The following is a 20320-nucleotide window of genomic DNA, read 5'->3' on the forward strand; positions in this document are numbered from 1 at the left end:
CGTGGCGCTGCTGGAGGTCTCCGGGGAGCGGTTCAGGGTGGAGGTGACGGGTCCGGAGGGCGCGCCGCCGCTCATTCTCTCCCATTCCCTCGGCTGCACACTCGGCATGTGGGACGAGGTGGTGCCGTTGTTCGCGGGCCGCCGCCTCGTCCGCTACGACGCCCGCGGCCATGGCGAGAGCGCGGCGCCCGACCAGGTCTATTCCATGGGCGACCTCGGCCGCGACGTGCTGGCCATCATGGACCGGCTCCATCTCGCCACTGCCGATTTCTGCGGCCTGTCGCTCGGCGGCATGGTGGGCCAGTGGCTGGCGCTGAACGCGCCGCAGCGCCTCACCCGCCTCATCCTCTCCAACACCACCGCCCACGCCGGCCCGACGCGCTTCTGGGATCACCGCATCAAGGCAGTGCGCAAGGATGGCACGGGTCCGATTGCCGATTCTGTCATCGACAGCTGGTTCACGCCCGAGTTGAAGGCACAGCGTCCGGCGCGGGTGGCGGAGGTGCGGGCGATGGTGACGGGCACCAGACCCTCCGGCTACATGGGCACCAGCGCCGCCATGCGCGACATGGATTTCCGCACCGACGTGGCGCGCATCGCCACCCAGACTTTGGTCATCGTCTCCGACGGCGACCGCTCGACGCCGCCGGCCTGGGGCGAGGCCATCGCCGCCGCCATCCCCGGCGCGAAGCTGGCGCGCCTGCCGGGCGGGCACCTCTCCGCCATGGAGCAGCCGGAGGCGTTTGTGCGGACCGTCTCGGCCTTCCTCGGCTAGGCGCGCGCTCGCGCCGCGCCGGCCGGGCGTGACATCGCCCGGCGCTTGTGGAAGATGCCGCGCGAATGCGTGGAGGCGCGGCATGGCATCCCTTCAGAGCGGTCACGGCCACGATCACGACGACCACGATAGCCACGACCAAGACCACCACCACGACCACGCCGGCCATTCGCACGGTCCTGGCGGGCACGGCCATTCCCACGCTCCGCCGGATTCGCTGCGGGCCTTCGCCATCGGCGCCGGGCTGAACCTCGGCTTCGTCGTCATCGAGGCGGGGTTCGGCTTCATGTCCGGCTCGCTCGCCCTGCTGGCGGATGCGGGACACAATCTCTCCGACGTGCTCGGCCTGCTGCTCGCCTGGGGTGCTGCGTGGCTGTCGCGCCGGGCGCCGACGCCCAAACGCACCTACGGCTATGGCCGCTCGTCCATCCTCGCCGCGCTCGCCAATGCGATGCTGCTGCTGGTCGCCACCGGTGGCATCATCCTGGAAGCCTTCGGCCGGATCGCCGATCCCGCGCCGATCCAGACCGGAATCGTGATGGTTGTGGCGCTGGTGGGCGTCGGCGTGAACATCGGCACGGCACTGCTGTTCATGGCGGGGCGCAAGGGCGACCTGAACGTCCGGGGCGCCTTCGTCCACATGGTGGCGGATGGCGCGATCTCGCTGGGCGTGGTGATCGCCGGCGCAGTCATCGCGCTCACCGGCTGGCTGTGGCTCGACCCAGTGGTGTCGCTGGCCATCTCCGTCGCCATCGTCGCCGGCACGTGGGGGCTGCTGCGGGACAGCGTGAACCTCGCCATGGACATGGTGCCTGCGGGCGTCGACGCCGCGGAGGTGGAGGCCTATCTCGCCGCGCGGCCGGGCGTGAGCGAGGTACACGACCTGCACATCTGGGGACTCAGCACCACCTCAGTGGCGCTCAGCGCCCATCTGGTGCGGCCCGGCGCGACGCTGGACGATGATTTCCTGTCGGAGACGTGCGCGGAGCTGAAAGCCCGCTTTGGCATCGCCCACCCGGTGCTTCAGGTGGAGGAAGGGCGCATGCAGTGCGCCCTCGCGCCGAGGGACGTGGTGTAGAAGCCGATCGCCCGCATGCGGCGGGCGATCGGGCGAAATCAGGCCGCCTTTGGCGCCTGCAACCCTTCCAGCGCCTCGCGGGCGATGGGCTGAAGGCCCTCGCCGCCGTGCGCCACGTGCTCGGCGATCTTGGAGCGCATGCGCGGGTCCCAGAACTTCTTGATGTGGGTGCGCGTCGCCTCCACAGCCGCCTCGTGCTTCTGCGCGGCGAAGGCGGTGGCGATCTGGTTGGCCATATAGACCAGCTTCTCGGTGGAGTTATGCGACATGGTCCCGTTCCGATGAAGCGGGCGCGATGCGCCCGGGATGGGTGAAAATCTCGAAGCCGTCATCGCGCACGATGGCGGCAAGGGTGATGCCCGCCGCCTCCGCCGTCCGGATGGCGAGGGAGGTGGGGGCGGATACCGCGGCGATGACGCCCACGCCCAGCACCGCCGCCTTCTGCACCATCTCGATGGAGACGCGGCTGGTCAGCAGCAGCAGGCCGCGCGCGGTGTCGAAGCCGGCGTCGGCGGCCATGCCGACGAGCTTGTCCAGGGCATTGTGGCGGCCCACGTCCTCCGCCAGAGCGAGGATGCCCCGGCCGGGTTCGAAATAGGCTGCGGCGTGCACCGCGCGGGTTTCGCGGTTCAGCGCCTGAAGCGGGCCGAGCGTGGCCATGGCGCCCAGCACCACATCCGGCGCGAAGACGGACGTCGCGGTGACATGGGCGGCGGGCTTCACCGCCTCGGCAAGGCTCTCCACGCCGCACAGGCCGCAGCCGGTGGGGCCGGCGAGCGCGCGGCGCCGGGCGGAGAGATGCTTCATCTTCTCCTCGGCGATCCACATGCGCGCCTCGATGCCCTCATCGACGACGATCACATCGCGGGAGAGGATCTCCTCCTTCGCCGCGACGATGCCCTCGGTGAGGGCGAACCCCAGCGCGAAGGCGGCGATGTCGGTGGGGCTCGCCATCATCACCGCATGGGTGGTGCCGTTGAAGGTGAGGGCGACCGGCACTTCCTCCGGCACCGCCCGGGTGCCGGAAGAGACCTGCCCGTCCCGCAGCTGCACGCGCTCCACCCGCCGCGCCGGAGGGGGCGCGGGGAGGTCGGCAGGCAGGGGGCAGGCAGGCTCGTCGGTCATCTCGTCCATTCAGATGGGAACACCTGAGGGCACCCGGAAGGGGGGAGCAGGGGGCGAAGCCCCCGGCCCTCACTCCGCCGCGATGCGGCGGCTGGTGCGGCTGAGGTTCTCGTATTCCTCCTGCCACTGGGTCGGGCCGTTGGAGGGCGAGACCTGCACCGCCGTCACCTTGTATTCGGGGCAGTTGGTCGCCCAGTCCGAATAGTCGGTGGTCACCACGTTGGCCTGAGTCACCGGGTGATGGAAGGTGGTGTAGACCACGCCGGGCGCGACACGATCGGAGATCACGGCGCGCAGCGAGGTGGAGCCGGCGCGGCTGTCCAGCTTCACGAAGTCGCCGTCGCGGATGCCGCGGACCTCGGCGTCGTGGGCATGGATCTCCAGCACATCCTCGGCGTGCCAGACCACGTTCTCCGTGCGCCGGGTCTGGGCGCCCACGTTGTACTGGCTGAGGATGCGGCCGGTGGTGAGCAGCAGCGGGAAGCGCGGCCCGGTCTTCTCGTCGGTGGGCACGTACTCGGTGAGCATGAACTTGCCCTTGCCGCGCACGAAGCCGCCGATGTGCATGATGGGGGTGCCTTCCGGCGCCTTCTCGTTGCAGGGCCACTGCACCGAGCCCATCTCGTCGAGCAGCTTGTAGTTCACGCCGGCGAACGAGGGGGTCAGCGCCGCGATCTCGTCCATGATCTCGCCGGGATGGCTGTAGTTCATGGGGAAGCCGAGGGCGTTGGACAGCATCTGGGTGACTTCCCAGTCCGCATAGCCGTTCTTCGGCGCCATCACCTTGCGGATGCGCTGGATGCGGCGCTCGGCATTGGTGAAGGTGCCGTCCTTCTCGAGGAAGGAGCAGCCCGGCAGGAAGACGTGGGCGTAGTTGGCGGTCTCGTTCAGGAACAGGTCCTGCACCACCAGGCACTCCAGCGCGGCGAGGCCGGCGGAGACATGCTTGGTGTCGGGGTCGGACTGGAGGATGTCCTCGCCCTGCACGTACATGCCCTTGTAGGTGCCTTCCACGGCCGCATCGAACATGTTCGGGATGCGCAGGCCCGGCTCGTCGTCGAGCCCGACGCCCCACAGGGCCTCGAACGCGGCGCGGGTGGCGTCGTCCGAGATATGGCGGTAGCCCGGCAGCTCGTGCGGGAACGAGCCCATGTCGCACGAGCCCTGCACGTTGTTCTGGCCGCGCAGCGGGTTCACGCCCACGCCGTTGCGGCCGATATTGCCGGTGGCCATGGCGAGGTTGGCGATGGCGATGACGGTGGTCGAGCCCTGCGAGTGCTCGGTCACGCCCAGGCCGTAATAGATCGCGCCGTTGCCGCCGGTGGCATAGAGCCGGGCCGCGCCGCGCACCGCATCAGCGGGAACACCGGTGTACTTCTCCACCGCCTCGGGGGAGTGGCGCTCCTCGGCGACGAAGGCGGCCCATTCCTGGAACTCCTCCCAGTCGCAGCGTTCGCGCACGAACTGCTCGTTCACCAGCCCTTCGGTTACGATGACGTGGGCGAGCGCCGTCACGATCGCCACGTTGGTGCCGGGGCGCAGCGGCAGGTGGTAGGCCGCCTCGATGTGGGGCGAGCGCACCACGTCGGTGCGGCGCGGATCGACCACGATGAGCTTGGCGCCCTGGCGCAGCCGCTTCTTGAGGCGCGAGCCGAACACCGGGTGGCCGTCGGTCGGGTTGGCGCCGATGATGAGCACCACGTCGGACTCTTCGATGCTGTCGAAGTCCTGCGTGCCGGCCGAGGTGCCATAGGTCACGGACAGGCCGTAGCCGGTAGGCGAGTGGCAGACGCGGGCGCAGGTGTCCACGTTGTTGTTGCCGAAGCCGCCGCGGATCAGCTTCTGGACGAGGTAGGTCTCCTCGTTGGTGCAGCGCGAGGAGGTGATGCCACCCACCGAACGCTTGCCGTACTTCTCCTGGATGCGCTTGAACTCGGAGGCGGCGTATTGGATCGCCTCCTCATAGCTCACTTCCTTCCACGGCTCGTGGATGGAGGAGCGGATCATGGGCTTCAGGATGCGGTCCTGGTGGACGGCATAGCCATAGGCGAAGCGGCCCTTCACGCAGGAATGGCCGCGGTTCGCCTTGCCGTCCTTGTAGGGCACCATGCGCACCAGCTCGTCGCCGCGCATCTCCGCCTTGAAGGTGCAGCCGACGCCGCAATAGGCGCAGGTCGTCACCACCGAATGCTCGGGGGTGCCGATATTGTACATGGCCTTCTCGTTCAGCGTCGCGGTCGGGCAGGATTGCACGCAGGCGCCGCAGGAGACGCACTCCGAGGAGAGGAAGCTCTCGTCCATGCCGGGCGAGACGCGGCTGTCGAAGCCACGGCCGGAGATGGTCAGCGCGAACGTGCCCTGCACTTCCTCGCAGGCGCGGACGCAGCGATTGCAGACGATGCACTTCGACTTTTCATAGGTGAAGTAGGGGTTGGACTCGTCCTTCCCGAGCTTCGTGTGGTTCTCGCCCTGATAGCCGTAGCGCACGTCGCGCAGGCCCACGACGCCGGCCATGTCCTGCAGCTCGCAGTCGCCGTTGGCGGAGCAGGTCAGGCAGTCCAGCGGGTGGTCGGAGATGTACAGCTCCATCACCCCCTTGCGGATCTTCTTGAGCCGCTCGGTCTGGGTCTTCACCACGATGCCATCAGCCACCGGCGTGGTACAGGAGGCGGGCGTGCCGTTGCGGCCCTCGATCTCGACGAGGCACAGGCGGCAGGAGCCGAAGGCGTCGAGCATGTCGGTGGCGCAGAGCTTGGGGATCTGGTTCCCCACCTCCATCGCGGCGCGCATGATGGAGGTGCCTTCCGGCACCTGCACGGTCATGCCGTCGATGGTGAGCGTGACCAGCTTCTCCGACTTGGAAGCCGGCGTGCCGTAGTCGATTTCATGGACGAGCGACATGGGGGCGTTCCTTTACGGTCATTCGGCCGCGACCGGGAGCTTCGGCGTGGCGCCGAAGTCTTCCGGGAAATGGGTGAGGGCGCTGACGACGGGGTAGGGCGTGAAGCCGCCGAGCGCGCAGAGCGAGCCGAGCTTCATGGTGTGACAGAGGTCTTCCAGCAGCGCGAGGTTCTGCTCGCGCTTCTCGCCGGCGACGATCTTGTCGATGGTCTCGACGCCACGGGTGGAGCCGATGCGGCAGGGCGTGCACTTGCCGCAGCTCTCGTGGGCGCAGAACTCCATGGCGAACTTGGCCATGTGGGCCATGTCCACCGTGTCGTCGAACACCACGATGCCGCCATGGCCGATGAGCGCGTCCTTGGCCGCGAAGGCCTCGTAGTCGAACGGCGTGTCGAACTGGTGCACCGGCAGGTAGGCGCCCAGCGGCCCGCCCGCCTGAACCGCCTTCACCGGACGGCCGGAGGCGGTGCCGCCGCCGATCTCATTGACCAGCTCGCCCAGCGAGATGCCGAACGCTGTTTCGAACAGGCCGCCATGCTTGATGTTGCCGGCGAGCTGGATGGGCATGGTGCCGCGCGAGCGGCCCATGCCGAAGTCGCGATAGAACTTGCCGCCCTTGTCGAGGATGATCGGCACGGTGGCGAGCGAGACGAGGTTGTTGATGACCGTGGGCTTGCCGAACAGGCCCACATGCGCCGGCAGCGGCGGCTTGGCCCGGACGAGGCCGCGCTTGCCTTCCAGGCTCTCCAGCAGCGAGGTTTCCTCGCCGCACACATAGGCTCCGGCGCCCATGCGCATTTCCATGTCGAAGGAGACGCCGGAGCCGAGAATGTTGTCGCCGAGCAGCCCCGCCATGCGGGCCTTCTCGATGGCCTTCTCCATCACCACGAAGGCGAGGGGATATTCCGAGCGGCAATAGACGAAGCCCTTCGTCGCGCCCACGGCGAGGCCGGCGATGGTCATGCCCTCGATGAGGCAGTAGGGGTCCGCCTCCATGATGAGGCGGTCGGCGAAGGTGCCCGAGTCGCCCTCGTCGGCGTTGCAGACGATGTACTTCTGGTCGGCCGGGGCAGCGGCGACCGTGCGCCACTTGATGCCGGTCGGGAAGCCGGCGCCGCCGCGACCGCGCAGGCCGCTGTCCACCACCTCTTCCACCGTGGCGGCGGGGCCCAGGTCGATGGCCCGCTTCAGGCCGCGATAGCCGCCGTGCGCCTCGTACTCGGTGAGGGAGAGCGGATCGATGATGCCGATGCGGGCGAAGGTGAGGCGCGTCTGCTTCTTCAGCCAGGGCAGCTCATCCACCACGCCGATGCACTTGGGATGGTCGGCGCCGGTGAGGAAGCCGGCGTGCAGAAGCTCGTCCACGTCGGCGGGCGTGACCGGGCCGTAGCCGATGCGGCCGCGCTCGGTCTCGATCTCCACCAGCGGCTCCAGCCAGAACATGCCGCGCGAGCCGTTGCGGGTGATGTCGGCGGTGATGCCGCGGGCGAGAAGGCCGGCCTCAAGCCGCTTGGCGACGCGGTCTGCGCCGCAGGCGATGGCGGTGGCGTCGTTGGGAACGAAGATGCGGGGGGACTTCATCACACCTCTCCGAAGTGCTTGCCGGCGGCGACGCATTCGGCGATTTCGTCCACCGTCGCGCGGTCGAGGCGGCCGACCAGTTGCCCGTCCACCAGAGCGGAGGGGGCGCAGGCGCACAGGCCGAGGCAGTAGATGGGCTCAAGCGTCACGCGGCCGTCGGCCGAGGTCTCGCCCATGGAGACGCCCAGCTTCTCTTCCGCATAGGCGGTGAGGGCGGTGCTGCCCATGGACTGGCACGCCTCGGCGGCGCAGAGCTTCACCACGGTGCGGCCCGGGGGCTCGCGGCGGAAGTCGTGATAGAAGGTGAGGACGCCATAGACCTCGGCGCGGGAGAGATTGAGCGTCTCCGCGATCATCGGCACCACGGGATCGGGCACGAACCCGAACGTCTCCTGCATGGCGTGCAGGATCGGCATGGTGGCGCCGTCCAGATGCTTGTGCTCTGCGATCACCTGCGCTGCGCGCTCGGTGCTCCAATCCTCATAGACCGCCATGGACGTCTCACTTTCCCCAACTGACCGAGGCCGCGTTGCCGCTGCTTCGTGTTGCTTGGGGGAAAGTGTGTCACATGCAGCCTCTCGATCAAGGCAGCTGTGGGATGTTGCGATAGAACATCTCTATCAAGCCGCACCCGTTCGAGACGGCCCGGAACCGGGAATCAAGGCGCTGGCCTGCGTCATTCCGGTCAGTCTGGGATGGTTCTTGGTATATTGATCGTGTTTTTCTATGCGAACACGGTTTTGGGAGCGGCTTTGGCCGCTCCGTTTTATTGCATTGCAGCAATTGCAGGATCGGTCAGCGTGGCCTGTTCGAGCTTCGGCGCGATGCGCCGGGCTTCAGCGACGAGAGCTGCCGTGATGGGCGTGGTCGGCTCCCGATGGGGCACCACGAGGCCGATGGAGTGGGAAATGTCCGGCTCCAGAATCGGAATCGACCGCACCGTCGAAGTCAGCCCAAGCGAATCCGCGAGCATGGCCGGCATCACGCTGGACCACAGGCCGGTGCGAACATGGGTGAACAGCACGATCATCGAGTTGGATTCGAGCGTCGGCTTGTGGCTGGCGCCGGCGGCTGCGAGGAGATTGTCCACGATGCGCCGGTTCTGCATGTCCGGGGTGAGCAAGGCGAGCTGCAACTCGGCCACTTCCGCCCACGTCACGCTCTCCCGGTCGCCATACTTGGCGTCGGCGGCGGTGACGAGGCGGTAACGCTCGCGATAAAGCGGCACGGTGTTCACGCGGCCGAGGGGCTCGTTGTCGAGATAGGTGAGGCCGGCGTCGATCTCCAGATTTTCGAGGTGGTTCAGGATCTCGATGGAGGTGCGCGAGATCACCGTGAAGCGCACGTCCGGATGGCGGGCGCGGAACGGGGTCGTCAGCGCCGCCACCATGGGCAAGGCGGTGGGAATAGCGGCGATGCGCAGGGGGCCGGCGAGGCCGCGCTTCAGCGCGTCGATGTCCTGCCGCATGGCGCGGGAATCGGCCACGATCCGCCGCGCCCATTCCAGCGTCCGCTCGCCCTCAGGGGTGAAGCCCATGAAGCGGGAGCCGCGCTGCACCAGGAGCACCCCCAGCGTGTCCTCCAGCTGCTTGATGCCGGCGGAGAGGGTGGGCTGGGTGACGCCGCAGGCTTCGGCGGCCCGGCCGAAATGACGTTCACGGGCAAGAGCGATCAGGTATTCGAGCTTGTCTATCATGCCGCCATATCAGTGCGCCGGGCGGTGGCGCGCAAGGCGGCTTCGTTGCCGCACCGCAGCGCTGGCGAATGTCATCCACTGCCACGGCGCGAAATGGGAAACATCGCTGCCGGCGGCGGTGGTAGGCGGAAGGTGCATCCGCTGAGTCGCACAACCCCTCCTCTCGCGAACGTGACCTTAAGCACAGGAACCGTCCACCATGAATTAAGGTTATATTAGGGATGGCGATGGTGCGGCGGACCATCAGCCGAGTTCGGGGAGAGGGAGTCCCGAGATGCCCCGCGTAGCCAATGGGTCTGTTCTGATTTCCGTGGTCGTGATGCTGTTCGCCACCCTGCTGGTGGCGACGCCCACCCTTGCCTTCCTGACGCAGCCGCAGGAGCGCCCGTCCGAAACGCCCAGGCCGCCTGTTCGCAGCGTATCCGCCTTCGCCTGACATCCTATCGTCATCAAGCTTGGCTGTGGCTTGCACGGCCCGGCTTCCTGGCGATAGTGCTCGTCTTGAGCCCCATGCCCCGGGGCATGACGCGCGGCGAACCGCGCCAAATTCGATGCCAGCGCCTTCGGCCCGGATGTCTGCTGCCCTGACCGGCATCGAACGCCCGGCGGGAACGATTGGGTCGACGCATGCGTCTTAAGCCTGAGCGGGCTTTTCGCCAGCGCCAGCCTTGAGACAGCGCGTGGCCTACGACGCGCCGAGACGCTTGGGATGGGGTGGAAAATGGCAGAACGATCGGAGCAAGGTGCGCGGCAGGCCCCAAAGCTTGGCGAGGGCGAGCCGCCATCGGGACGTGGCAGGGATGATGGGCTGCTGGCCCTGATCGCGGCCCTCGCCCTGGGCCTCGCCCTTGCACTTGCGCCCCTTGGCGGCGAGGCCAAAGCGCAGTCGCGCGGAATGTTCCCGTCACACAGCGGGTCGCCCCTCACGGACTTCTTCTCGGCCTTGTTCGGCGGGCGCCCGTCCTACCGGTCCAGCGAACAGCCCCGCATCCTCGTCACCCCGCGACCGCTCGACGTGGCGCCGAGCTACAGCGGCGGCGGGCACGGCTTCTGCGTGCGCACCTGTGATGGCCGCTATTTCCCGCTTCCCGGCCGCGCTGGGGTGGAGAAGAGCGATATCGCCCAGTGCGCCGCCTTCTGTCCGGCGGCGAAGATGACGGTGGTCAGCACCTCGGATCCCGCGCGCGGCATCGACGGGGCTGTCACTCGCGAGGGCAAGCCCTATTCGGAACTGCCCAATGCCTATGTCTACCGCCAGCGGCTGGTGGAGGGCTGCACCTGCAACGGCAAGGTCGGCGGCCTCACCCATGTGGACGTCATGGAAGATCCTACGCTCAAGCGTGGCGATGTGGTGATGACCAGAGAGGGTAGCCGCGTCTTCACCGGCAAGACCAAGGGGCCGCCTTATCGCACGGCGGACTTCGTCGAGCCGTCCCGTTTCCCCGAGCTGCCGCGCTCCATGCGGGCGCGCCTCGACGAGCTCACGGTGGCCTCGCGATAGGGCGCTACCTGCGCTTCGATGCCTGCCGGGCGACGTTGAGGGCGACGGCAGCCTGTATCAGCGTCTTGAAGGCGCCGGCCTCCACGTCCTCCCCTTCATGAATGTCGATGGCCCGGCGGGTGCCGCCGCCGAGGCCGGCATTGAAGAGCCCGCTCGGGTCATCCAGCGCCGCGCCGTGGGTGAAGGTGAGCTTCACATAGGTCTTGTAGACCTCACCGGTGCAGAGGATGCCGGCATGTTCCCATGTGGGCACGCCGGACGGATTGGTGGGCTTCACCCACTTCACCACCTCGGTCACCTGCGGATCGGCCTCGTGGATCAGCGCGCGCACGCGGGCCAGTACGGCGCCGCGCCAGTCTGCCAGTCCCGCAATCTTCGCGTCGATGCGGGCCGCAGGGGAATCAGGGTCGCTCATGCAACCTCCTCGGCTGTCCGAGAGGCGGCGCGCGTCCGACCGGATGATTCAGACGGCCGCCCGGCTGCGCGCCGACTTGCGACTGCGACGGACGGTGCCATCGGACGGAACGGCACTGGCTTCGGTCGCCGGAGCGTCGCCGGTGGATGCCTCTTCTTCGGCGCTGCCGTCGGTTTGATCAAGCAGGGCGCGGATGCGCGCGGCAAGGTCTCCTCCTCCGCCGTCCGCCACGGCTTGGCGGATGGGGGAGCCATTGCCCTCCAGCCGAGCCGTGAGGGCGGCGAGGCGGGCCGCGAGGTCGGTCATGCTTTCGCGCAGGATCGCGTTGCCGGCGCCGTCGGCAGGAGCGATTTCGCTCGCCAGCGGGACAGGCGCCGCGCTGCCGTCGTCCCGGCGGCGCTGCACGGCCTCTTCCATGAGGGCATGGTCGGCCTTGAGCATGCGCAGGGCATCCTCAAGCCGCCGGTTCTCGGCTTCGGCCGCGACGAACTCGCTGGCGCGGCGCTGTTCGAAGGCGTGGACGACGGAGCGGTTGGCGTCGAGGTCGGCCTCCGCCGTGGCGAGGGTCTGGGCGAGCCGGTCGCGCTCGGCCTCCAGCGCGGCGATGGTTTGAGCCCGCACCTCGCTCTCGGCCGCCTTCAGGGCGAGGGCTTCCTGCGTTTCCGTGAGATCAGTCGAAAGCTCGGTGGCGGCCTGCGCGGCGATGGCGCGGGCCTCGAGGGTAGCCGCACGCTCGGCTTCCAGCGTGGCGGTGGTCTCTTCGAGCCGGCGGGTGGTGTCGGCAAGGCGGGCGCTCAGGCTCGCCACGTCCGCTTCGAGTCCAGTGATGCGGGCGCGGGCGGAGGACAGCGCCTCCTCGCGGGCCTTCAGGGCCTCGGCCTGGGCGCGGGCATCGCCGGTGAGGGTCCCGTGGGCGGCTTCCAGCGCGGCGAGGGCCGCGGTGCGGTCGGCCAGCGCCTCTTCGAGGCGGGCAACGGTGGAAGTGCGGTCGGCGAGCTGGTCCTGGGTTTCGCCCAGCAGCACGTCGCGCTCGGCGCTGGTGGCCTGCAGCAAGGCGTGCTGCGCCTGGAGGGTCTTCAGCTCCCCTTCCAGCTCGAAAGTGCGCTGGCGCTGGGTCTCGATGGTGGCGGCATTGGCGACGATGGTGTCGCGCATGGCGTCGGATTGCAGCTCCAGCCGCCGCTGGTTGAGGGCGAAGAAGGCGCGCTGCTGGTCCTTGTCGGCCTGCACCTCGAAGATGGAGATGGGCACGGCCGCCTCGACCCTTTTGGTGGTGAGCCGGACGGCCCGGTGCCAGACGGCGGGCAGCACGAGCAGAGCCACGAGCGTTGCGATCAGCACGCCCAGCATGAAGTACATGATCTGCTCGATCACGCGCGCACTCGCCCTTTGCCTAGAGGCCACATCGGCGAAGCCGCCCTGCGACCGAGCCTTCCGCCCGCCGTTGCGGACGGGCGCCAGCCTCATTCATGCCATGGCCCGCGCGCGCGTGCCAGCGCCGTCAGGCCCCCAATGCGATCAGAAGGGGTTCCAGGTGGGATTGGGGGTGAACTTGAGGTAGCCGAGATTGGCACCGAGGCGCACGCCCACGCCAGAGCGGATCGGAACGACCACGATCCCGTCGGCGCCCAAAGCGGTCATGCCGAATCCCGCGACGAGATAGGCCGAGCCGGAGATGCCGCCGAAGCGGCGGAAGATGTCGTCTACGCTCTTGAGATTGTAGACGAGGATCATGGTGCGGGCGCCGTCTCCGCCGAAGTCCCAGCCCACCGATGGACCCTGCCAGTAGACCTTCAGGTCGCCGGCGTTGCGGGTATAGAGCACGCCCTCGCCGTAGCGCAGGCCGCCGATGAAGGCGCCGGCGCCTTCCTGGCCGAGGATGTAGCCGTTGGGCTGGCCCCACTGGCCCACCGCCTTCTCGATGGACAGCGCCAGCCCGCGGGAGACGCTGCCGAAGAAGGAGTGACCCTTGCTCACCAGTTCGTTGGTTGAATAGTTCTGCGGCGTCTGGCCCTGTGCGGCGGCCGGGGCAAGCCCGGCGGCAACCGGCAGGCCCGAGACGAGGCCCACGGCGACCGCCAGCGCGCGGGCGGTCTTCAGGAGGCTCCGGGGGAAGCGGACAGAAGAGAAGCGCACGGAAGCAAAGCGCATGGGGTCTCTCGCGGTGGGCTTCGGCCGGAGGGCTTCAGCGGGCGGGCGGTGAAATTCGCAAGCAGCGGGACGAATCGGGTCGATTATGGCGACCAGTGTGACCGCGCAAAGGCGTGCCGTCGCTTGTCCCGAGCCGTTGCATCACAATCACCATGGTGATCGCGTATTATCGCAGCGTTAATCGGCGGTGCTCGCGCGGGCCGGGCCGCCGGCGCCCCAGGCAATAAAACCGTGCACCTTGTAGCCGGTTTCGGCGTGGCCGTAGGTCAGCGGGCTGCCGTCCGGGCGGGTGACGCTGCCGCCCGCTGCGGCGACGAGGGCATGGCCGGCGGCGCTGTCCCACTCCATCACTGTCCCGAGGCGGGGATAAAGGTCCACCTTGCCCTCGGCGAGCAGGCCGAACTTGAGGGCCGAACCGGCCGGGATGCGTTCTGCCACGTCATAGCGGCCGATCAGCGCGTCCGTGGCGGGGTCGCCGTGGGAGCGGCTGGCCGCGACGACGATCGGCCCTTCGGGGACGGCGCGGCAGGCGATGGGCGTCCAGTCCTGCGCATCCACCGCCGCGCCGGGCGCGCGGATGGCGCGGAAGGCGGCGCCGGGCCGGCCGGCGAACAGCAGCGCCCGCGCCGGGGCATAGACGATGCCGAGCACCGGCGTGCCGTCCTCCACCAGAGCGATGTTCACCGTGTATTCGCCATTGCCGGAGATGAACTCCTTGGTGCCGTCGAGGGGGTCGACCAGCACGAAACGGTTGCCGCAGTTCACCTGCGCCCCCAGCGCCATGGCCTCCTCCGCTACCACCGGAACGCCGGGCAGGATGCGGGCCAGCGCGGCGCAGATGATCGCTTCCGCCGCATGGTCGGCCGCCGTCACCGGGCTGAGGTCCGCCTTGTGGCTGGGATCGATGCCCTCCGCCTCGATGCGCCGGATGGCAACGCCAGCCTCAAGCGCCGCCTCGGCCAGCCCCGCGAGGATGGCAGCATCGGTGGGCGCGGGGGAGCGGGGAGGGCGCTGGGTCATGATGGGTCTCGATGGGCTCGTTCCGGCCGTCTCTAGACGGGTGGGGACCCCGTGTCGATGCGGCGGGAGGCTCGCGCGGCTTGTGGCCCTTCCCGGCGGCGGTGTATCAGGGCCGGCCGTCCCTTGAGACGGATTCGTCATTCGAGACGCATGCGGTGCCCGGCGCCGTCTCCGTCGCCGCCCGGGAAACGTCATGTCCGCCGACGCCCCCCGCATTCCGCTCGCCGTTTCCGCGCTCGATCTCGGCGCGCTCCTGTGCTCGCGGGTCTGCCACGACGTCATCAGCCCGGTGGGCGCCATCGTGAATGGCCTCGAGGTGCTGGAGGACGAGAACGCCGCCGACATGCGCGACGTCGCCCTCGACCTCATCGCCAAGAGCGCTCGGCAGGCCTCGGCCCGCCTCCAGTTCACCCGTCTCGCCTTCGGCGCGGCGGGCTCGGCCGGCGCCCGCCTCGACACGGGCGATGCGGAGCAGGTGGTGCGCGGCGTGATTGAGGATCAGCGCACGTCGCTGGAATGGACGCTGCCGCGCGTGCTGCTGCCCAAGAACCGGGTGAAGCTGCTGCTCAACCTCGTCCTGCTGGCCGGCACCACCGTGCCGCGCGGCGGCGTCATCCGCGTCACCGGGGCGGGGGAGGGGGACGACGTGACGTTTGCCCTCGTCTCCACCGGCCAGAGCGCCCGCATCCCGCAGGGCATCGAGGCGCTGGCCAAGGGCACCCTTCCCGAGGGTGGGCTCGACGCCCATTCCGTCCAGCCTTTCTATGCCGGGCTTCTCGCCCGCGACTGCAGCCTTTCGATCGGCTTCACCCAGGACGGCGATACGGTTACCCTGACCGCCGCCTGATCGTACCCAAGGACGTGGCTCCATGAGCCTGACCGCCCGACTTCTCCTGCTTGTCGCGCTGCTCTGCGGCGCGCTGGGGCTGGCGGGTGCGACCAGCGGTGCGGTGTTCGCCAATGTCGGCTGTCATCACGAAGCTGCGCAGGGCACGCCGGCCAAGGCGGGCCCTGACGAGGTGACCGCCGCCGTGGCGGCGAGCCTAGCGGCCTCCGTTTCGTCCGAGCAGCACGCCTCATCGCATCGACCCGCGCGGCCGGTCGCGACGACGCACCTTGGCCATGCGGGTGGTGCCTCCGTGCCATCCGGCGCGTCTTGCTGCTTCGGCACTGGCTGCCTGATGGCCTGTCATTGGGTCGCGCTGGAGCTTGTCCCGGCCGTCGCGCCGCTCGGCGTCGGCGTGCGTCTTGGCTTCGCCACCGCGGGCGATTGGCCCGCTGGAGGGCCGGAAGTCCAGCTGCCGCCGCCTAGAAACCGGGCCTGAAGGCCACGGCGCCGGCCGATGGCGCCGGAACGGACATTTATTCGAACAGGAGAGACCCCATGCGGTCCCGCACTTTCGCGGCGCGCTTTCGCGCGGCCGTGCCCTTCACCTTCGCTGCTGTCGTTGTCGCCAGCTTTCTGTCCGTCAGCCCGGCGGCGGCCCAGTCGGCCATGCCCGGCGGTCCGATGATGCACGACATGCAGAACATGCCCCATGCCATGGGCGGTCCGGCCTCGGCTGCGGCCGACACTCCCTCCACGGCCGCGTTCAAGGCCGCCGGGGCGCGGATGCACAAGGACATGGACATCGCCTATTCCGGCGACACGGACGTGGACTTCGTGCGCGGCATGATCCCCCACCACGAGGGGGCGGTCGCCATGGCCAAGGTTGAACTCGCCTTCGGCAAGGATCCCGAGATCCGCAAGCTCGCGGAGGGGATCATCAAGGCCCAGGAGGAGGAGATCGCCTTCATGAAGGCCTGGCTTGCCCGCGCGCCGGCCAAGAAGTAGCCCAAGCCCCGAAAGGCAAGAGGGCCCGAGACGTTACGAGGCCCCAAACGCAAGAGGCCCCGCTGGAGCGGGGCCTCATGACGAGAAGGAAAGGGAAAGGGCAGTCAGGTTAGACGGCGATGCGCTCGGCACCGTGCATGGGCTCCCGCAGCACATAGCCGCGGCCCCAGACCGTCTCGATGTAGTTCTTGCCGGCGGACGCGTTCGCCAGCTTCTTGCGCAGCTTGCAGATGAACACGTCGATGATCTTCAGTTCGGGCTCGTCCATGCCGCCGTAGAGATGGTTCAGGAACATCTCCTTGGTGAGGGTGGTGCCCTTGCGGAGCGAGAGCAGCTCCAGCATCTGATATTCCTTGCCGGTGAGGTGGACGCGGTTGCCCTCCACCTCGACGGTCTTGGTATCCAGGTTGACGATGAGGTCGCCGGTCTGGATCACCGACTGGGCATGGCCCTTGGAGCGGCGCACGATCGCGTGGATGCGGGCGACCATCTCGTCCTTGTGGAAGGGCTTGGTGAGGTAATCGTCGGCACCGAAGCCGAAGCCCTTCACCTTGTCTTCCGTATTGGCGAGACCCGAGAGGATGAGGATCGGCGTCTTCACCTTCGCCACGCGAAGAGAGCGCAAGACCTCGAACCCGGACATGTCGGGCAAATTCAGGTCCAGCAGAATGATGTCGTACTCGTAGACCTTACCGAGGTCCACGCCTTCCTCACCGAGGTTGGTCGTATAGACGTTAAAGCTCTCGGTCTTCAGCATCAGTTCGATGCCTCGGGCCGTAGCACTGTCGTCCTCGATGAGCAAGACGCGCATGGCTATCCCTTTCCTCGCAACTAGCCGAAAGGCGGCGGCGCCGACTTTCGTTGCTCGGCCATCGGGGTGATTCGCGTTACGTGTGTAGAATCGTTAACAGAACTCGATTCCTGCCCACAAGAGTCTGCGCAAAAATCTTTGTGCATGAGAGTCAAGACTGACTCCGTTTCAGGCACTTAAGGTTTTTCCACAGGCCCCACGCAAACCGTCCGACCACCCCTCGCCCGAGCCCCTTGATCCGGCGTCCGGCTGAGCGCGCGGCGGCGCATCACCCGAACCGTAGCGTCATCATTAACGAAGGCGGTAAACGATTGGTTGCCGACGGGGCGGTTCGTACGATTTTCCCGCGACGGCGACGCCGAAGGTAAGGAAAGGGCAACCAGCACAGGACATTCTCATCGCCCGGAGGCCCCGGCGCACATGGCAGGCAATATGGGCAGGCAGCATGCGCGATGACCGAAGGGCAGCGTCATAAGTACCGGAGTAGACGCCGATGAAGTCGCGTGACCCCCTGATCCGTGCCAAGCGGTTCCAGATCGACGATGCGCGCCGGCGCCTCGCGCAAATCGATACGATGATCGCCGAGTTCGAGCGCATGGCCCAGGAGCTCGACCGCGACATCGCCGCCGAGGAGTCGCGCTCCGGCATCACCGACCCGCGCCACTTCGCTTATCCGCCGCTGGCGCTCGCCGCGCGCAACCGCCGGGACAATCTGCGGCGCTCCGCTGATGACCTCAAGGTGCAGCAGGACGAGGCCAAGGCCACGCTCGCCGAGGCGGAGGCCGATCTGGCGCTGGTGGAGGCGGCCGGCGAGATGGACCGTTCCGCGCGTGTGGAAAACGCAACCCGCCGCCCGCCGCTGCGGCCCAACGCGCCAGTCCGCTTCTGAGTGCGGTATGGCTTAAGTTTCAAGGGGGTACGCGGGTAGCCGTCGCTGCAGTGCGGGAGACGATTTTTCTCGTCTGCGGGCGGTTCCTGCAACCTTGAGGCTTCCATTCGGGTCTACCGCTCCGGTAGCTTCTGCTCGGCCAAACCCCGAGCACGAGTGTTCCGTGACTCCCCACCGCAAGGTCCATGCCCTCGTCGATGCGGTTGCCGCCGGCGATCTGCGCGCGTTCGAGGAGCTTTACCGGCTGACCAGCCCGAAGCTCTACGGCATCGTGCTGCGTCTGCTGCGCCGGCCGGAGCTCGCCTCGGAAGCCATGCGGCAGGCCTACCGACGGGTGCGCTCGGAGGCGCATACCCTTCGGCAGAACGAAGACCCGGTGTGCTGGATGGTCTCCATCGCCCGCGGCTGCGCCCTCGACATGGCCTGGAAGCGCCCGGTGGGCGACGCCTTCGAGCCGTTCGACGCCGCCCAGCGCGGTAACGATCCCATCGCTTCGCCCCACCGCAGCCCGGCTTTGACGCGGCTCCTCACCTGCCTCGGGCGGCTGCCGGAGGAGCGGCGGCGGATGCTGCTGCTCGCCTTCTATGACGGCTGGAGCTATGAGGCGCTCTCGGTCTATTTCGATGCGCCCGCGCCGGCCATCCGCGCCTGGATGGCCCGCAGCATTCACCAACTGGGCGAGTTCCTGGGGCGGCGGTCATGAGTTTCACCCCATGAGCCCCGCCTCGCCCGATCGCCTGCCCGAGCGTGTGGCGCCGCCCGATGCGGACCGCATCCTTGCCGCCGAATATGTGCTGGGCACCCTCGACAATGAGGACCGCCGTCGCGTGCGCGCCCGCTGCGCCGCCGAGCCGCAGTTCGCCGCCCTCGTCCGCCTGTGGGAGCGCCGGCTTGCGCCGCTGCACGAACTGGCGGTGCCGGTCATCCCCTCGCCCGATATCTGGCGCGCCATTGCCTCGGATCTGAGGAGCGCCCCGCCGGCGCTGCGCGGGGCGACCATGCCGCGTGGCATGTCGCCTTCGCCCGATCCGCCCCGCCGGCCGGCCATGCCGGAAGGACGGCCGCTGCGCTCCGGGACGGGGGCGGGGGAGGGCGCGGTCTCGCGGGTCCGCCGGCTGTTCGGCCTCGGTCGGGGCGCCGAGCCGGGGCGTGTCGAGCCTTTGCGGGGTGCCGAGCGGCCGTCCCGCCGCCGGTCCTTCCCGCCGCTCGAGGCCGGCCCGATGGGGCCGGCCCAATCGATGGATCCAGGCCGGGCGCCGGTCGGGGCGATCCGGGACGCGCGGTCCCCGGGGCTGCTGTCTCCCGTAACGTCCGAAATGTCGCATCCGGCCTTGCCCCGGCCGGAGAGCGCGTCCATTGCCCCGCGGTTGCCGGAGCCGGCAGCGCCGCTGCAACTGGTGCCGCCTCCGCCGCGCCCCCGCCCGGCGCCCGAGCCGCTGACGCCCCCGCCGGCCTTCATGTTCCTGGAGCCTGATCCGCCGCCGGAGCCCGTCGCCGGGGCGCCTGCGCCGGCCGGGGATGGCGCGCCCGTCGAAACGGCGCCGGTCGCGGAGAGCCTTCCGCTGACCGCACCGGTGACTGAGCCGGCCGAGGCAACTCCGCTGCCGGAAACGGCCGCGGCCGTTCCGGAGCCGCCCGTGGTGGAGGAGGCGACGGCTTCGGCGGTTTCGGGTGAAGTGCCGGATATGGCCGAGCCCGCGCCGGTCGCTCCCGTTTCCCCGCCGCCGCCGGTTGAAACGGAGCCGGCCGTGCTGGAGGCCGCTCCGCCGTCTGTTTCCGAAGCGGTGCCTGAGCCTGTCGCGGTGCCCACGTTGCCTGAGCCTATCCCTGCGCCCACGGTGCCGGATGTGATCGAGGCCCCGGAGCAGAAACTGGAAGAGGGGGCAGAGGCGGTCGCTCCGGCTGCCGTATCCGCAGATGCCCCCGAGGCGTCTTCCCCTGAAACCGCGCCCCAGGAGACGCCGGCGAGCGAGCCCCCGTCCGCCGATCCTGCTGCCGGCGAGAAGGCCGAGGAGGCGCCGTTGCCCGGATGGGCGGCTGAGGTCGCTTCTGGTGAGGTGTCGGCGCTGCCGGACGAGCCGAATCCACCCACGCGCGTCGTCGTGCGTCATGGTCCCTGGCGCGGGATTTCCCTTCTCCTCGCGCTGCTCTGCCTGGGGCTGGGTGGAGTGGCGGCCTATCGCGAATGGGTCTGGCCGGGTGAGGGCTATTGGGTCGCGGTGATGCAGGCGGAGCCGCTGCCGGCGGTATCGGTGCGGATCGATCCGGATAGCGGCGCCGTCCATGTGCGCTCGTTTGCCCCGGCACCGCCGGAGGGCGAGACCTATCGCCTATGGCTGGTCTCTCCCTCCGCCAGCGCGCGCCTGATCGGCGCCTTCTCGTCAGGCTTGTCCGAACGCCTGCCCGAGCTCGCGCGGCTCGGCCGGAAGGGGCTTGCGGGCACGGAGCTGGTGGTGACGCGTGAGCCGGCCGACCGGCCGGACACGTTGAAGGGGCCTGAGTCCACCGTGGTCTATCGCGGGCGGCTGGTGCCGGAATGAGCG

21 protein-coding genes are annotated in these 20320 nt (G+C 68.7%); 10 read left to right on the forward strand and 11 right to left on the reverse strand.

Annotation, left to right across the window (positions count from 1 at the left end):
- Nucleotide 1: 1 nt before the first annotated feature.
- Together pcaD and D7006_RS09185 are read left to right on the forward strand one after the other, a co-directional pair.
- On the forward strand, nt 2-775 hold the full coding sequence (pcaD, locus tag D7006_RS09180; RefSeq protein WP_237356366.1) for a 3-oxoadipate enol-lactonase: 774 nt from the start codon (nt 2-4) through the stop codon (nt 773-775).
- An 82-nt stretch (nt 776-857) separates the two neighbouring features.
- On the forward strand, nt 858-1853 hold the full coding sequence (locus D7006_RS09185; protein ID WP_237356367.1) for a cation diffusion facilitator family transporter: 996 nt from the start codon (nt 858-860) through the stop codon (nt 1851-1853).
- Nucleotides 1854-1891: 38 nt separating this feature from the next.
- On the opposite strand, the gene D7006_RS09190 is transcribed toward D7006_RS09185, so the two are convergent.
- From D7006_RS09190 to D7006_RS09215, 6 genes are all read right to left on the reverse strand, one after another.
- Complete coding sequence (locus D7006_RS09190) at nt 1892-2122, reverse strand: formate dehydrogenase subunit delta (RefSeq protein ID WP_024279615.1); 231 nt, start codon at nt 2120-2122, stop codon at nt 1892-1894.
- Entirely contained in the window at nt 2112-2978 is an 867-nt protein-coding gene (fdhD, locus tag D7006_RS09195) for a formate dehydrogenase accessory sulfurtransferase FdhD (protein ID WP_237356368.1), read from the reverse strand. The genes D7006_RS09190 and fdhD overlap by 11 nt, the downstream gene beginning before the upstream one ends.
- A 69-nt stretch (nt 2979-3047) precedes the next feature.
- Nucleotides 3048-5879, reverse strand: a complete 2832-nt coding sequence (fdhF, locus tag D7006_RS09200; protein ID WP_237356369.1) for a formate dehydrogenase subunit alpha — start codon at nt 5877-5879, stop codon at nt 3048-3050.
- An 18-nt stretch (nt 5880-5897) separates the two neighbouring features.
- Nucleotides 5898-7460: an NADH-quinone oxidoreductase subunit NuoF gene (locus D7006_RS09205; RefSeq protein WP_237356370.1), complete on the reverse strand. Its 1563-nt coding sequence runs from the start codon at nt 7458-7460 to the stop codon at nt 5898-5900.
- Nucleotides 7460-7954, reverse strand: coding sequence for a formate dehydrogenase subunit gamma (locus D7006_RS09210; protein ID WP_237356371.1), 495 nt, complete (start codon nt 7952-7954; stop codon nt 7460-7462). Before D7006_RS09210 ends, D7006_RS09205 begins: the two co-directional genes overlap by 1 nt.
- Nucleotides 7955-8226: 272 nt before the next feature.
- Nucleotides 8227-9156 (reverse strand): LysR family transcriptional regulator, encoded by a 930-nt coding sequence (locus D7006_RS09215; RefSeq protein WP_168456480.1) that lies wholly within the window; start codon nt 9154-9156, stop codon nt 8227-8229.
- Nucleotides 9157-9430: 274 nt separating this feature from the next.
- On the opposite strand from D7006_RS09215, the gene D7006_RS09220 reads away from it, so the two are divergent.
- Together D7006_RS09220 and D7006_RS09225 are read left to right on the forward strand one after the other, a co-directional pair.
- Nucleotides 9431-9592: a hypothetical protein gene (locus D7006_RS09220; RefSeq protein ID WP_169121246.1), complete on the forward strand. Its 162-nt coding sequence runs from the start codon at nt 9431-9433 to the stop codon at nt 9590-9592.
- A 459-nt stretch (nt 9593-10051) separates the two neighbouring features.
- The gene (locus D7006_RS09225) at nt 10052-10657 is read left to right on the forward strand and encodes a DUF2865 domain-containing protein (RefSeq protein ID WP_237356372.1); all 606 of its coding nucleotides are present in this window, start codon (nt 10052-10054) and stop codon (nt 10655-10657) included.
- Between the two features lie 4 nt (nt 10658-10661).
- Here the strand turns inward: D7006_RS09225 and D7006_RS09230 are convergent, their stop codons facing one another.
- From D7006_RS09230 to cysQ, 4 genes are all read right to left on the reverse strand, one after another.
- Nucleotides 10662-11072 (reverse strand): DUF1801 domain-containing protein, encoded by a 411-nt coding sequence (locus D7006_RS09230; protein ID WP_237356373.1) that lies wholly within the window; start codon nt 11070-11072, stop codon nt 10662-10664.
- Nucleotides 11073-11120: 48 nt separating this feature from the next.
- A complete protein-coding gene (locus D7006_RS09235; protein WP_237356374.1) occupies nt 11121-12446 on the reverse strand; it encodes a hypothetical protein in 1326 nt (441 codons plus the stop codon).
- A 144-nt stretch (nt 12447-12590) separates the two neighbouring features.
- Nucleotides 12591-13223, reverse strand: coding sequence for a DUF1134 domain-containing protein (locus D7006_RS09240; protein WP_371745074.1), 633 nt, complete (start codon nt 13221-13223; stop codon nt 12591-12593).
- Nucleotides 13224-13400: 177 nt separating this feature from the next.
- Nucleotides 13401-14243: a 3'(2'),5'-bisphosphate nucleotidase CysQ gene (gene cysQ, locus D7006_RS09245; RefSeq protein ID WP_237356375.1), complete on the reverse strand. Its 843-nt coding sequence runs from the start codon at nt 14241-14243 to the stop codon at nt 13401-13403.
- Nucleotides 14244-14436: 193 nt separating this feature from the next.
- On the opposite strand from cysQ, the gene chpT reads away from it, so the two are divergent.
- The 3 genes from chpT (at nt 14437) to D7006_RS09260 (ending at nt 16077) form a co-directional block, all read left to right on the forward strand.
- Nucleotides 14437-15090, forward strand: a complete 654-nt coding sequence (gene chpT / locus D7006_RS09250) for a histidine phosphotransferase ChpT (protein WP_169121241.1) — start codon at nt 14437-14439, stop codon at nt 15088-15090.
- A gap of 22 nt (nt 15091-15112) precedes the next feature.
- Complete coding sequence (locus D7006_RS09255) at nt 15113-15568, forward strand: hypothetical protein (protein ID WP_237356376.1); 456 nt, start codon at nt 15113-15115, stop codon at nt 15566-15568.
- Nucleotides 15569-15738: 170 nt separating this feature from the next.
- Nucleotides 15739-16077 carry a DUF305 domain-containing protein gene (locus D7006_RS09260; protein WP_371745111.1) on the forward strand — a complete coding sequence of 113 codons (339 nt, stop codon included), beginning with the start codon at nt 15739-15741 and terminating at the stop codon, nt 16075-16077.
- Nucleotides 16078-16186: 109 nt separating this feature from the next.
- Here D7006_RS09260 and ctrA read toward each other — a convergent pair whose 3' ends face one another.
- Complete coding sequence (gene ctrA, locus D7006_RS09265) at nt 16187-16888, reverse strand: response regulator transcription factor CtrA (RefSeq protein WP_024279602.1); 702 nt, start codon at nt 16886-16888, stop codon at nt 16187-16189.
- Nucleotides 16889-17381: 493 nt separating this feature from the next.
- Here ctrA and D7006_RS09270 point away from each other — a divergent pair, with 493 nt between their 5' ends.
- From D7006_RS09270 to D7006_RS09280, 3 genes are all read left to right on the forward strand, one after another.
- Nucleotides 17382-17777, forward strand: coding sequence for a flagellar export protein FliJ (locus D7006_RS09270; RefSeq protein WP_169121239.1), 396 nt, complete (start codon nt 17382-17384; stop codon nt 17775-17777).
- A 163-nt stretch (nt 17778-17940) separates the two neighbouring features.
- The gene (locus D7006_RS09275; RefSeq protein ID WP_237356377.1) at nt 17941-18480 is read left to right on the forward strand and encodes an RNA polymerase sigma factor; all 540 of its coding nucleotides are present in this window, start codon (nt 17941-17943) and stop codon (nt 18478-18480) included.
- Between the two features lie 10 nt (nt 18481-18490).
- Nucleotides 18491-20317, forward strand: a complete 1827-nt coding sequence (locus D7006_RS09280; protein ID WP_237356378.1) for a hypothetical protein — start codon at nt 18491-18493, stop codon at nt 20315-20317.
- Nucleotides 20318-20320: the final 3 nt, after the last annotated feature.

This window comes from Xanthobacter sp. YC-JY1, from assembly GCF_021730305.1.
GTDB lineage: Bacteria > Pseudomonadota > Alphaproteobacteria > Rhizobiales > Xanthobacteraceae > Xanthobacter > Xanthobacter flavus.